10 protein-coding genes are annotated in these 13,580 nt (G+C 58.0%); all 10 read left to right on the plus strand.

The genetic code is table 11. The features are described 5' to 3' along the window. The first annotated feature begins 6 nt into the window (after window positions 1-6). The 10 genes from ACQ651_RS06560 to trbK-alt all read left to right on the plus strand — a co-directional run bounded on the left by ACQ651_RS06560 (window position 7) and on the right by trbK-alt (window position 13,579). A complete protein-coding gene (locus tag ACQ651_RS06560; protein ID WP_430448814.1) occupies window positions 7-1,950 on the plus strand; it encodes a site-specific DNA-methyltransferase in 1,944 nt (647 codons plus the stop codon). Window positions 1,951-1,961: 11 nt separating this feature from the next. Then, window positions 1,962-5,102 (plus strand): type III restriction-modification system endonuclease, encoded by a 3,141-nt coding sequence (locus ACQ651_RS06565; protein ID WP_430448815.1) that lies wholly within the window; start codon window positions 1,962-1,964, stop codon window positions 5,100-5,102. 46 nt (window positions 5,103-5,148) lie between these two features. Continuing rightward, window positions 5,149-7,101: a GmrSD restriction endonuclease domain-containing protein gene (locus tag ACQ651_RS06570; protein ID WP_430448816.1), complete on the plus strand. Its 1,953-nt coding sequence runs from the start codon at window positions 5,149-5,151 to the stop codon at window positions 7,099-7,101. Between the two features lie 73 nt (window positions 7,102-7,174). Further along, the gene (locus tag ACQ651_RS06575) at window positions 7,175-8,254 is read left to right on the plus strand and encodes a hypothetical protein (RefSeq protein WP_430448817.1); all 1,080 of its coding nucleotides are present in this window, start codon (window positions 7,175-7,177) and stop codon (window positions 8,252-8,254) included. A 272-nt stretch (window positions 8,255-8,526) separates the two neighbouring features. Beyond that, a complete protein-coding gene (gene trbB / locus ACQ651_RS06580) occupies window positions 8,527-9,462 on the plus strand; it encodes a P-type conjugative transfer ATPase TrbB (protein WP_430448818.1) in 936 nt (311 codons plus the stop codon). Next, complete coding sequence (locus ACQ651_RS06585; protein WP_430448819.1) at window positions 9,459-9,785, plus strand: TrbC/VirB2 family protein; 327 nt, start codon at window positions 9,459-9,461, stop codon at window positions 9,783-9,785. The genes trbB and ACQ651_RS06585 overlap by 4 nt, the downstream gene beginning before the upstream one ends. Next, window positions 9,785-10,054, plus strand: a complete 270-nt coding sequence (locus ACQ651_RS06590; RefSeq protein ID WP_093014907.1) for a VirB3 family type IV secretion system protein — start codon at window positions 9,785-9,787, stop codon at window positions 10,052-10,054. The genes ACQ651_RS06585 and ACQ651_RS06590 overlap by 1 nt, the downstream gene beginning before the upstream one ends. A gap of 4 nt (window positions 10,055-10,058) precedes the next feature. After that, window positions 10,059-12,539 carry a conjugal transfer protein TrbE gene (gene trbE, locus ACQ651_RS06595; RefSeq protein WP_430448820.1) on the plus strand — a complete coding sequence of 827 codons (2,481 nt, stop codon included), beginning with the start codon at window positions 10,059-10,061 and terminating at the stop codon, window positions 12,537-12,539. Further along, window positions 12,523-13,305, plus strand: coding sequence for a P-type conjugative transfer protein TrbJ (trbJ, locus tag ACQ651_RS06600; RefSeq protein WP_430448821.1), 783 nt, complete (start codon window positions 12,523-12,525; stop codon window positions 13,303-13,305). Before trbE ends, trbJ begins: the two co-directional genes overlap by 17 nt. A gap of 4 nt (window positions 13,306-13,309) precedes the next feature. Beyond that, window positions 13,310-13,579, plus strand: coding sequence for a putative entry exclusion protein TrbK-alt (gene trbK-alt / locus ACQ651_RS06605; protein ID WP_193142273.1), 270 nt, complete (start codon window positions 13,310-13,312; stop codon window positions 13,577-13,579). Window position 13,580: the final 1 nt, after the last annotated feature.

Genomic DNA, 13,580 nt, shown 5'->3' on the forward strand with positions numbered 1-13,580 from the left:
ATGAGCATGGATAAGATGAAGCTGCAAAGCCCGGACCTGAGCCAAGAGAACATTGGCAAGATCCGTGATCTGTTCCCAGGATGCGTAACTGTCGCTGCTGACGAGAGTGGTAGAGTGCGGCTGGCAGTAGATTTTGATCAACTGAGACAGGAGCTGAGCGATCATGTCGTTGAGGGTGGACAGGAGCGGTATCATCTGGATTGGCCGGGGAAGCGGGAAGCGTTGGCGCTCGCAAATGCACCGCTCGCCAAAACACTGCGACCATTTCCAAAAGAAAGTGTTGATTTTGACAAAACGCAGAATCTGTTAATCGAAGGGGAAAATCTTGAGGCTTTAAAAATGCTTCAGGAGACATATCTCGGTCAGATTTCCATGATCTATATTGATCCACCATATAATACCGGGAAAGACTTCATTTACGAGGATGACTTTTCAGAAGGTGTCCGCAATTTTCTATCTCGAACTAATCAGATAGGTGAAGATGGGGGGAAGCTCGTTGCAAATACTGAAAGCAACGGCCGTTTTCACTCTGACTGGCTTAGTATGATGTACAGTCGACTTCGCTTTTCTCGAAATCTCATGGCTCCCGATGGTGTTATATTCTGCTCAATCAACCATAGAGAGTTGGCCCAGCTCAAGCTTTTAATGGATGAAGTATTTGGTGCAGAAAATGCACTATGCACTTTTGCATGGCGAACGGATGGCAACTTCGATAATCAGGCGAAATTCAAATATTGCCACGAGTATATATTGGCATATGCGAGAAATGAGGCTGATTTTCCACATCCAAAGGTCGTGGATCCCAACGTACCAGAAAACAGCAAGATTTATCGCCCTGAAATTAGAAACACTATTGTCAAGAACGGCCCGAAGAACCCGCCAAGCAATATCGAGATTCCAGCAGGTTTTCCTACAGCATTTCCGGCCGGAAGCATCGAAAAACGCACCGACGGGTGGCCGCATTATAGTAACCAAGTCGATGTTTTGGATGGTCGAACGCAAAATGCCGTGTCGATATACAGTGGCTGGAGCTCGCGAGAGCTACTGGAAGAATATATCAGGAACGGCTGCGAGCCAATTTTAGATGCGAAGGGCCAGCATACTTCATTTGAAATTATTTCATCTGGTGCTGTCGAAGCAGTCAAAGTCAGAGGAGAGCCGAGCCATGTGATTTCTTGGCTTACTGGATTTGGGGGCTCGCAGAAGGCTACCGCTGAGATTGATGATCTAGGGCTGGTCTTTGATGATTATCCCAAGCCAACCAAGCTGATTGGCTATTTTGTCCAGATGGCGGCATCTAAGAATGGTATATTTTTGGACTTCTTTGCAGGTTCTGGAACTTCTGCGCATGCAACCATTCAACAGAACGCGTTAGACGGCGGCAACCGGAGATTTATTTTGGTCCAAATGCCGGAGGTGGTCGACAAAACCACAAAAGCTGGGAAAGAAGGCTTTGAAACTATTGCTGAGATTACGAAGGAACGTGTCCGCCGCGCAGGCAAGAAAGTTCTTGAGGGCGACACCCACCCAGACTGGAACAAGGACGTTGGCTTCCGTGTCCTGAAGGTCGACACGTCAAACATGGAAGACGTTTTTTACCGTCCAGACGAGATCAAACAGGCCGATCTGCTCACCGCCGTCGACAACGTCAAACCGGACCGGACAGCCGACGACCTGCTCTTCCAGGTGCTGGTCGACTGGGGCGTCGACCTGACGCTCCCCATTCGCCGTGAGACAGTGCAGGGTAAAACCGTGTTCTTCGTCGACGACAACGCGCTGATCGCCTGTTTCGACACCGGGATCACAGAGGATCAGGTGAAGGAGCTGGCCGGGCATGAACCGTTGCGCGTCGTGTTCCGCGACAACGGCTTCGTCTCGGATGCGGTGAAGATCAACGTCGAACAGATCTTCCGCCAGCTCTCCCCCACCACCGACGTCAAATCGATCTGAGGGGGAACAGCATGTCAGGCGCAATGAAACTCAAGTTCAAGGTCCAGCCCTATCAAACCAATGCTGTCGACTCCGTCGTGGACTGTTTCGCCGGTCAGCCGATGGCCAGTGGCGTCAACTATCGGATCGACCCCGGCCGCAAGGCACAAACCAGCGCTTTCGAGGAAGGCTTCAAGAATGCCGATATCGCCCTGAGCGAGGCGCAGGTGCTGGCAAACATCCAGGATGTGCAGCGCGGCCAGAACCTGCCGTTCAGCCAAAGCCTGACCGACTTCACAGTCGTCAACGGGCGTGGCGAGCGGACGCCAGCGCCAGCGACCTACACCCGCGACGCGCTGGCTGCGAGCCGCTACCACCTCGACGTCGAGATGGAGACCGGCACCGGCAAGACCTATTGCTACATCAAGACCATCTTCGAGATGAACAAGCGTTTCGGCTGGTCGAAGTTCATCATCATGGTGCCCAGCATCGCGATCCGCGAAGGCGTCTACAAATCGCTGCAGATAACGGCTGACCATTTCACGGAAAGCTACGGCAAGAAGGCGCGGTTCTTCATCTACAACTCAAAGCGTCTGCATGAGCTGGAAAGCTTCTCGTCGGACGCTGGCATCAACGTGATGGTCATCAATATTCAGGCCTTTGCCGCCCGTGGTGCGGACAACCGTCGCATCTACGACGAGCTCGACGACTTCCAGTCCCGCCGCCCCATCGACGTAATCGCCAGCAACCGGCCGATCCTGATCCTGGACGAGCCGCAAAAGATGCAGGGAAACGCGACGATGGAAGCGTTGCCGAAGTTCAAGCCGCTGATGGTTCTGCGCTATTCCGCGACCCACAGGACCCAGCACAACCGGATTCATCGCCTGGACGCATTGGATGCCTACAACCAGAAGCTCGTGAAGAAGATCGCCGTACGTGGCATTCAAACGCGCGGTCTGGCCGGAACCAATGCCTACCTATACCTTGAGGGGATCGACATCTCGAAGAAGGCGCCGGTCGCCCGGATCGAAATGGAAGTCAAGCTGAAATCCGGCGAAATCAAACGGCAACTTCGGCGGCTGGAATTTCGCGACGACCTGTTCACGCTTTCCGGAGAGCTGGATCAGTACAAAGGCTTCACGATCTCTCAGATCGACTACAACCACGACACGGTGGAATTCACCAACGGCGAGGTGCTTACGGCTGGCGAGGCCACAGGTGACGTGTCAGAGCGCGACATCCGGCGGATCCAGATCCGCGAGACGATCAAAGCGCATTTCGACAAGGAAAAGCAGCTCTTCGCTCAAGGGATCAAGGTCCTTTCGCTATTTTTCATCGATGAGGTGATTAAGTACCGTGACTACGGTCAGCCGGACGAAAATGGAGAGTACGCCCGTGTCTTTGAAGAGGAATACGAGCTGTTGAAGGAAGAGTATCTTTCAGAGCTGGCAATCGACAACGAGGCGTACCGAAAGTATCTCGCAGCGATTGACGTGACGAAGACTCACAACGGCTATTTCTCAATCGACAAGAAAACCAAACAGTTGAAGGATCCCGCAGTCGGTGCGCGGGCCGTCGATTCAGATGATGTCGACGCTTATGATCTCATCCTGAAGGACAAGGAGAGCTTGCTAAGTCTTCCCGGTCCAACCGACAGCGCCGATCAACGGGCAAAAAGAGAAGTTCGTTTCATTTTCTCTCACTCTGCGCTGCGGGAGGGGTGGGACAACCCCAATGTCTTTGTCATGTGCATGTTGAAGCATAGCGACAATACGATCTCTCGGCGCCAAGAAGTGGGTCGGGGTTTGCGGCTATCCGTAAACCAGCACGGTGACAGAATGGACCACCCGGCGGTGGTTCATGACATTAATGTTCTTACGGTGGTCGCGAGCGAAAGCTACAAGGACTTCGTGGGCGGGCTGCAGAAGGAAATTTCGGAGACTTTGTCCTCACGGCCCCGGCAGGCCACCGAAGCCTACTTTGCAGGCAAGACCATCACTACCGAGGCGGGCCCTATTGAAATCACGCCTGCAATGGCGAAGCAGGTCTACAGATATCTCGTTAAGAACGATTACACGGACGACGCTGATCAAATTTCTGAGGACTATCATAAGGCAAAAGAAGCAGGCACGCTGGTCGAGTTGCCAGATGAACTCAAACCGCATGCCGAGCAGATATTCCAGCTCATTGACAGTGTGTTCAGCGATGCACAGCTGCCTAAGGTTGACGATGGGCGAAAGCCAAAGACGAACCCGCTCAACGCCAACTTCGAAAAAAAGGAGTTCCAGGAGCTCTGGTCCCGGATCAATCGGAAAGCAGTCTATCGCGTGGACTTCGACTCAGCTGAGTTGGTTCGAAAATGTGTCAGCGCCCTCGACAGCCAGCTCCGCGTGACACCACTTCAGTATACAGTTCAGGCAGGCGTTCAGACCGATGGGATTACTGACGACCAGTTGAAGGCTGGCGACGGCTTCGCAGTTACCAGCACTTCCACCCAACATGGTGGCTCGGTGTACTCCCGGGTGAAATATGACTTGGTCGGCAAGATCGCAGAAAATTCCCAGCTGACGCGTCAATCGACCGCCGCAATTCTCTCAGGCCTAGAGGCCAGTGTCTTTGCTCAGTTTCAGCAGAATCCAGAGCACTTCATCGCAGAGGCATCGAGAATTATCGCCGAGCAGAAGGCGACGATGATCATCGAGCGTCTAAACTATGACGAGGTCGCAGACCGCTACGACGTCGATATCTTTACAGCCAATCAGACCGGTCAAGATTTCTCGCGCGCAAGCGCAAAGCTGAGGAACCACGTCTACGATTATGTTATGACCGACTCAGATGTAGAGAAGCGGTTCGTAGCAGACTTGGATACAAGCACAGAAGTGGTCGTATACGCGAAGCTTCCTCGCGGCTTCCTCATTCCAACGCCAGTCGGAGATTATAACCCAGATTGGGCGATCTCTTTCAAGGATGGAGGCGTGAAACATATCTATTTCGTGGCCGAAACCAAAGGTTCAATGTCGACGATGAAATTGCGCGAGATTGAGAAGACCAAGATCGAGTGCGCCAGAAAGTTTTTTGAAGAAATCAGTCATAAGATTTCGCAAGACAAGGTGAAATACGAGGTCGTCACTGATTACGCAAAGCTGATGGATATCGTCGGTCGTGCAGCGTAATGAAACGCTATTCAATAATTATGCCATTGCCTGATGGAGAAGCGCCGTGAAGATATCGACGATACTTGACCACATTGATAGCGGGCACATGGCGCTGCCAGAGTTCCAACGCGGCTATGTGTGGAACCGTGACCAGGTCCGAGGTCTCTTCGACTCAATGTACCGACGTCATCCGGTCGGCGGGCTGCTTGTATGGGCAACCGAAGCGAAGACGGCGGCTCATCGTGGCGATGGCTCTATCGCTGCAGGTATCGTCAAGTTGTTGCTGGATGGGCAGCAGAGGATGACATCGCTCTATGGGGTTGTGAGGGGGCATCCGCCGAAATTCTTCGACGGCAATCCTCAAGCGTTCACGGGACTTCGTTTCCACCTCGGTACGGAAACCTTCGCCTTCTACCAGCCAATCAAGATGCAGGACGATCCGCTTTGGATCGATGTTACGGCCTTGATGCAGGCTGGCACCGCTGGTCTCGGCAGTTTTGTTGCGAAGCTCTCTGCTGACCCTGAACAGGTCGCGAACGTCGGTGACTTCGTGGGCCGATTGAGCAAGCTGCTCAGCATCACTGACATCGACTTGCACATCGAAGAGGTCACCGGTGCTGACAAGACGCTCGACATCGTCGTCGACATATTCAATCGCGTAAACAGTGGCGGTACCAAGCTTTCGAAGGGCGATCTCGCCCTTGCCAAGATCTGCGCCGAATGGCCCGACGCCCGCGACACCATGAAAGCGAAGATCAAGGACTGGTCGGACGCAGGATACCATTTCAACATCGACTGGTTGTTGCGGTCGGTGAACACCATTCTCACGGGCGAAGCGAAGTTCAGCTATCTTCACGACAAGGACGCGATCGACATTCAGGACGGCCTGAAACGATCCACAAAGCATATCGACACATCGTTGAACTTGATTGCCGGACGCCTCGGCCTCGACCACGATCAAGTGTTTTTCGGCCGTTTCGGCGTTCCAGTGATGGTCCGATATATGGATAAGAAGAACGGCGGCCTAGACGCGAAAGAACGCGACAAACTGCTATTCTGGTTCGCGCAAGCTGGGATGTGGGGCCGTTTCTCGGGCTCAACCGAGACGGTCATTGACCAGGATCTCGCCGCACTAGAAGGACCAAATGGCGGACTGGACGCACTTATAGAACAGCTGCGCCTATGGCATGGGGGCCTGAGAGTTGAACCGGGGCATTTCACTGGCTGGAGCCTCGGTGCCCGGTTCTACCCGGTACTCTATATGCTAACGCGCATGGGCGAAGCTTCAGACTGGGGCACGGGTTTGCCACTCAAGGCGAATATGCTGGGCAAAATGAGCCGCCTCGAAGTCCACCACATCTTCCCCAAGGCCCAACTGTACAAACGGGAACACCGTCGCGCTGATGTAAATGCGTTGGCGAATTTTTGTTTCCTGACCAAAGATACCAACCTGAACATCAGTGATCGGCTGCCTGAGGACTACTTTCCCGAGGTGGAGGCGAAAAACCCTGGTGCGCTGGCATCACAATGGATCCCCATGGACCCCGCACTCTGGAAGATCGACCGCTATCTCGACTTCCTGGAAGCACGAAAGACCCTCCTAGCCGCTGAAGCAAACAAACGCTTCGAAGAGCTTCTGCATGGCGACACGCAATGGCTAGCCGCAGGGACGACACCCCCCGCTGCGACGACTTCCGGACCAATCGGTGGGATTACCAGCGAAGCCGAAGAACAGGACCTGGAAGCCCTAAATCAGTGGGTGGAAGACCAAGGTCTTCCGCGTGGGCTGGTCGCTTTTGACTACGCGGACCCCAAAACTGGTGCGCAAAAAGCGGTCTTCGATTTAGCTTGGCCACAAGGCCTTCAGCCCGGATTGTCGGGACCAGTTGTCGTACTACTCAACGAGACTGCAGAAGTTCTGGCTTTGGCTAGCTCAGCTGGGTTCCGTTGCTTCACCGCAGCAGCTGAGTTCCACACTTACGTTGAAGCCGAGATATTAAATTCAGAGGCGGCGTAGACGGGAATACATCGAAGGTGCAGTGTCCCACTCCAACAAAGCCTTGGGATAAATGGCGCACGGAATTTTTCTTATGGTGAAGAAGATTGAGCTGAATTTTGAAACATACCGGGCGCTATGCGAGTTCGTTCTAATTTCGACTTCAGAGGAACCGATTGCCTGGGACGGTCTGATGCGCCAGATTTTGACGGATCATGAAATAGAAAATGATGAGCCGTTTCGATGGCTATATTCACGCTGCATTGCAAAAATGATCGAGGAAAACTGGGTTGTTAAGACATCAGATGACCCTCTGTTCAAAATTGGAATTTCTTTCAAAGGCCGCACCGTGCTCCGCCATAAGGACGAAATAAGGGTTGTTTATGAACGGCACTTTGCATCCGCCATCACAAAGGTTTCGGAAGCCAAAGCATCCGCGCGAAAGAAGCGTGAATTACAGTTAAAACCAATTCACAAAGTGACGAAGCAAGAAAAGAGGAAGGCCAAAAGGCTTGCTAAGGCCGCCACGAAGCGAAAAGCTGACCCAAGATCTGCAAGCCCAGCAGTTGCCGCACAAAGATCAAAAATTGATTTGTTTGGCAGCGGCAAGAAAATTCGTGAGTCAATTCCATCCAAGGACAACGACCAGCTCCTGAAATTGTGGAAGTCAAACACTATTGGCGCAGCCAGTTCTTCAGGCGCAAAGCGCGAACAGCACCTTCTCATCGTTACTGCCGTCGAAAAAGAATGGAAGCGACGGATACGAGAGCTTCCGGAAAATGAGGCGTTCAAATGGCCATCAACCGATGTTGGTGGTGGTGCTGGGGGTGGGGATTTTGAAAGGCAAGAAATCAGTTATCTGAAAATTCTGGGATACACTGTCGGAAAAACAGATGGACTACCAGCATCGTCTAGGAGGCTGATCCTTGATCGCTGCTTCACCGGACAACTTCCGCCATACCAAAGTGTCGCTGAGCTAAGGAAATGGGGTGAGCCAAAGAGTTCAGGACGGCTGAAAAAGATGGCGTATCACATCGCATCCCTGGCGAAGAACTTCAAAAAAATGCCTTCTCGCGGTTACGACGATGCAATTGCCGACTGGGAAGACGACCTGAAGTACCTACACGACACCTATTATGTGCAGTACTTCCATTTCTCTTGGCCATCCCGCTGAAACAAATCTTTTGTCGGACATTAGTGCTGTCTACAACATCGGACGTCTCAGTCAGTCGCGTACTCCAGCAATCAAACTCATCGATGCCGAATTCTAGAGCGGCATTTGAACATCGCATTCTCCCTGTCTCTGCCCGACATGCCCCTACTACGCATTCACTACTGTTGCCCGTAGCCCAATAGCGGTCTTCTTGATCAGTCTCGTGAAACATCGCGAGGCCTACCATGACCGTTACGGCACTCAAATCAAAAACCTCCTCCCGCGGCGCGCGCATGCTGCGCACGGCGCTCGGGCCCGGCATCGCCGCCTGGCTCGAAGATGCGGGCGTCGTCGAAGTGATGCTGAACCCTGACGGGCGGCTCTGGGTTGACCGGCTGGCCGATGGGCTGAGCGACACAGGCGCGGTGCTGTCTCCCGCCGATGGCGAGCGCATCATCCGGCTTGTCGCGCATCATGTCGGCGCGGAAGTCCATCCCTCGGCCCCGCGTGTCTCCGCGGAATTACCGGGAAGCGGTGAACGCTTCGAGGGCCTGCTGCCACCAGTGGTTTCTGCACCCACATTTGCCATTCGCAAGCCCGCCGTCGCGGTGTTCACCCTCGAGGACTATGTTGCCGGCGGCGTTCTCTCCGTCGACGCCGCTCGTCACCTGCGCGAGGGTGTCACCAGCCGGGCCAATATTCTTGTCGCGGGCGGGACCTCCACCGGCAAGACGACCCTGACCAATGCGCTGTTGGCGGAGATCGCCAAGACCTCGGACCGCGTGGTCCTGATCGAGGACACGCGCGAGCTGCAATGCCTGACCCCCAACCTCGTGGCTCTCCGCACCAAGGACGGGGTCGCCACCCTGTCCGATCTCGTGCGCGCGTCGCTGCGGCTGAGGCCTGATCGTATCCCCATCGGCGAGGTGCGCGGCCCCGAAGCGCTGGACCTGCTCAAGGCCTGGGGCACCGGCCATCCGGGCGGGATCGGCACGATCCACGCCGGGTCCGCCATCGGCGCGCTGCGGCGGCTCGAACAGCTGATCCAGGAAGCGGTGGTCACCGTCCCGCGCGGGTTGATCGCAGAAACCATTGACCTGATCGCCGTTCTGTCCGGACGGGGCGCCGAGCGTCGCCTCTCCGAGTTGGCGCGTGTCACCGGCCTGACTGACAGGGGCGATTACGCCCTCACCCCCCTTTTCTCATCAATACAAGGAAGCCATCCATGACCCTTCTGCCATCATTTCGCGCAGCCCTTGGCGCAACCGCGCTCGGCCTGATCGCTTTTGCCCTGCCCGATCCGGCGCTCGCCGCCGGGTCCGGCATGCCATGGGAAGCCCCCTTGCAAACCATCCTCGAGTCGATCGAAGGCCCGGTCGCCAAGATCGTTGCTGTGATCATCATCATCGTGACCGGGCTGACGTTGGCCTTCGGCGACAGTTCGGGCGGGTTCCGACGGTTGGTGCAGATCGTTTTCGGGCTGTCCATCGCCTTCGCGGCCTCGAGCTTCTTTTTGTCCTTCTTCTCCTTCGGCGGCGGGGCGCTGATCTGATGGAGAACCCCACCGACATTCCCGGCTATTTCGCGCCGGTGCACCGCGCCCTGATCGATCCGATCCTGCTGGCCGGTGCGCCGCGCACCATCGCCATTGCCAATGGCACCTTGGCGGCCGCCATTGGGCTGGGCCTGCGTCTTTGGCTCGTGGGCCTCGCATTCTGGCTCGTTGGTCATCTCCTCGCCGTTTGGGCCGCCAAGAGGGATGCGCAGATCGCCGAGGTGGCGCGCAGACACCTGCGCTACCCGTCCTGGTTTGGGGTCTGAGCCGATGATGCGTCTGGCCGAATACCGCTCCAAATCCGCCCTTCTGGCCGATTTCCTGCCCTGGGCCGCGCTGGTCGCACCCGGCGTCGTCCTGAACAAGGACGGCAGCCTGCAACGCACGGCGCGGTTTCGGGGGCCTGATCTGGATTCCGCCACGCCCGCCGAACTGGTCGCCACATCAGCCCGGCTCAACAGCGCGCTGCGGCGGCTTGGTTCCCGCTGGGCCGTCTTCATCGAGGCGCAGCGGATCCCGGCACAGGACTACCCCACCTCCGAGTTCCCCGATCCCGTCTCGGCTCTTGTCGATGCCGAGCGGCGCGCGCAGTTCGAAGAAGCGGGTGCGCATTTCGAGAGCGCGTATTTCCTGACGCTGGTCTGGATGCCACCCGCTGAAGACGCGAGCCGCGCCGAAGGCTGGTTGCTGGAGAACGCTCCGGATCGCAGCACCACTCCTCAGGATCTTGTCTCCAGCTTTGTCGGCCGCGCCGACCGGCTGACCGATCTGCTGGACGGGTTCATGCCGGAGATCGCCTGGCTCTCCGATGCCGAGACCCTGACCTACCTGCATTCGACCGTTTCGACCCGGCGCCAACGCGTCCGCGTGCCGGAGGTGCCGATGCATCTGGACGCGGTGCTCGCCGATGATCCGTTGGTCGGTGGGCTGACACCTCGGCTCGGGGCCGCGCATCTCAAGACGCTGACCGTCATCGGGCTGCCAAGCGCCACCTGGCCCGGTCTGCTCGACGAATTGAACGCGCAGGGTTTCGAGTATCGCTGGTGCACGCGGGCGATCTGCCTCGACAAGACGGATGCTGCCCGGGTGTTCACCCGTATCCGCCGCCAGTGGTTCGCCAAGCGCAAGTCGGTGGCCGCGATCCTCAAGGAGGTGATGACCAACGAAGCCTCGACCCTGATCGACAGCGATGCGGCCAACAAGGCGGCGGATGCCGACGAGGCTCTGCAGGAACTCGGCGCCGATGTGGTGGGCGCGGCCTATGTGACCGCGACGATCACCGTTTGGGACGAGGATCCCGCAACCGCCGAGGCCAAGCTGAAGGTCACCGAAAAAATAGTGCAGGGGCGCGATTTCACCTGCATCCCGGAAACATTGAACGCGCTCGAGGCCTGGCTCGGCTCCCTGCCCGGCCATCTCTACGCCAATGTCCGTCAGCCACCCATCTCGACGTTGAACCTCGCCCATATGATCCCGATCTCGGCGGTCTGGGCGGGGCCGGACCGGAACGACCATCTGGACGGCCCGCCACTGTTCCGCGCCGAAACCGACGGCACGACCCCGTTCCGCTTCTCCACACATGTGGGCGATGTCGGCCATACCTTGATCGTCGGCCCGACTGGGGCGGGCAAATCAGTCCTGCTGGCCCTCATGGCGCTGCAGTTCCGGCGCTATGCCGGTGCCCAGGTCTTCGCCTTCGATTTCGGCGGATCAATCCGCTGCGCCACGCTCGCCATGGGCGGCGATTGGGAAAACCTCGGCGATGCGCTGGCCGACGGAGATCTCGCGGTGCAGCTGCAGCCGCTCGCCGGGATCGATGAGGCGTCGGAACGCGCCTGGGCGCAGGACTGGCTCGCGGGAATCCTCGGGCGCGAAGGCGCGACGATCGACCCTGCTGCGCGGGACCATCTCTGGTCGGCTTTGAGCTCGCTCGCCTCGGCCCCGCGCGAGGAGCGCACACTGACCGGCCTCTCGGTCCTGCTGCAATCGACAGAACTCAAACGCGCGCTCAAGCCCTTCTGCCTCGGCGGGCCTTTCGGACGGCTTCTCGATGCTGAGGCCGAAGACCTGGGCAGCGCGGACGTGCTCGCGTTTGAAACGGAGGGGCTGATCGGTTCCCCCGCCGCACCCGCCGTGCTCGCCTATCTCTTCCACCGGATCGAGGCACGCCTCGACGGCCGCCCCACGATGATCCTGATCGACGAGGGCTGGCTTGCGCTCGATGACGCCAATTTCGGCGGGCAGCTGCGCGAATGGCTGAAGACGTTGAGGAAGAAGAACGCTTCGGTGATCTTCGCCACCCAATCGCTGGCCGATATCGACGGGTCCCTCATCGCGCCCGCGATTGTCGAGAGCTGCCCCACGCGGATCTTCCTTCCCAACGAACGGGCCTTTGAGCCGCAGATCGCCCGGATCTACCAGAACTTCGGGCTGAACGACCGCCAGATCGACATCCTCGCCCGCGCGACGCCGAAGCGCGACTACTACTGCCAGTCGCGCCGCGGCAACCGGCTCTTCTCGCTGGGCCTCGGCGAGGTGGCGCTGGCCTTCACCGCCGCCGCCTCCAAGGCCGATCAGGCCGCAATCAGCAATCTTATCGCCACCCATGGCCGGGATGGCTTTGCCGCCGCCTGGCTGCGTCATCGCGGTCTTGATTGGGCCATCGACCTGCTCGGGCCCGACATCGCACCAGCCGATCCGACACCCCCTCACCCTGACCAAAAGGAGACAGAACATGACCCGCAATCCTGAGCGCCCTGCCCGGACCCGCAAACTCGCCGCCGCATTGATGGCCAGCGCCCTCGTCCTGACACCGGTTATATCGACACCCGCCCAGGCCTTCTTCTTCGGCGGCGGTGGGCGGATCGTCTACGACCCGCGGAACCATGCTGAAAACATCCTCTCGGCCGCCCGCGCGCTCGAGCAGATCAACAACCAGATCGCGCAGATCCAGAACCAGGCGCAGATGCTGATGAACGATGCGCTGAACCTCGCGAACCTACCGCATTCCTCTCTGGCGCAGCTGCAGGACGCCATCGGCGAAACCCAGCGCCTGTTGGCCGATGCCCAGAGCCTCGCCTTCGATTTGGCGACCATCGAACAAGCCTTCGCGCAGGACTACGGCGCTGCCGCGGCGCAGGGTGATTTCGACGCGATGATCGCCGGTGCGCGCGAGCGGTGGGAGACCTCCGTTGCGGGCTTCGAGGACGCGCTGCGTGTGCAGGCCGGGGTCGTGAGCAATATCGACGGCGCGCGCACCCAGATGGACGCGCTGATCCGCGAAAGCCAAGGGGCCGTCGGTGCCCTGCAGGTGGCCCAAGCCGGAAACCAACTCCTGGCCCTGCAGTCGACGCAGATCGCCGATCTGACCGCCGCCATCGCCGCGCAGAACCGCGCCGAAGCGCTGGAAGCCGCCCGGATCGCCTCGGCCGAGGCGCAGGGCCGCGAGAACCTCGCCCGGTTCCTCGATTACGGCGGCGGCTACACGCCCGGCACAGTACGGCTGTTCGGGGAGTAAGCGCATGGCCCTCGACACCCCGCGAACTCTGCGCCTTGTCGCCTTCGGTATCGGCGGCCTTGCCGCCCTCGCCGCCGCCGTCGAACTGACGCGCACGGTCCTGCCCACCGACACCGGGCATGTGGTCAGGGATGACGCCTTGCGCAGCACCCTCGCGCATTGCCGTGACCTGACGCCCGAAGACTACGCCACCGACACCGAATGCCGCGCCGCCTGGGAGGCGGCCCGGCAGCGCTTCTTCGATCTGGCTCCAGAGCCGGCCGGGACGGAGTGAG

Origin of the sequence: Rhodophyticola sp. (assembly GCF_965284195.1) — a bacterium.
GTDB lineage: Bacteria > Pseudomonadota > Alphaproteobacteria > Rhodobacterales > Rhodobacteraceae > Rhodophyticola.

Excerpts from the sequence above, each read along its gene's own strand:
- ACQ651_RS06590 (WP_093014907.1), top strand. The coding sequence starts at position 9,785 with ATGGAGAACCCCACCGACATTCCCGGCTATTTCGCGCCGGTGCACCGC.
- trbB (WP_430448818.1), top strand. The coding sequence starts at position 8,527 with ATGCTGCGCACGGCGCTCGGGCCCGGCATCGCCGCCTGGCTCGAAGAT.
- trbJ (WP_430448821.1), top strand. The coding sequence starts at position 12,523 with ATGACCCGCAATCCTGAGCGCCCTGCCCGGACCCGCAAACTCGCCGCC.
- trbK-alt (WP_193142273.1), top strand. The coding sequence starts at position 13,310 with ATGGCCCTCGACACCCCGCGAACTCTGCGCCTTGTCGCCTTCGGTATC.
- ACQ651_RS06585 (WP_430448819.1), top strand. The coding sequence starts at position 9,459 with ATGACCCTTCTGCCATCATTTCGCGCAGCCCTTGGCGCAACCGCGCTC.
- ACQ651_RS06560 (WP_430448814.1), top strand. The coding sequence starts at position 7 with ATGGATAAGATGAAGCTGCAAAGCCCGGACCTGAGCCAAGAGAACATT.
- trbE (WP_430448820.1), top strand. The coding sequence starts at position 10,059 with ATGATGCGTCTGGCCGAATACCGCTCCAAATCCGCCCTTCTGGCCGAT.
- ACQ651_RS06575 (WP_430448817.1), top strand. The coding sequence starts at position 7,175 with ATGGTGAAGAAGATTGAGCTGAATTTTGAAACATACCGGGCGCTATGC.
- ACQ651_RS06565 (WP_430448815.1), top strand. The coding sequence starts at position 1,962 with ATGTCAGGCGCAATGAAACTCAAGTTCAAGGTCCAGCCCTATCAAACC.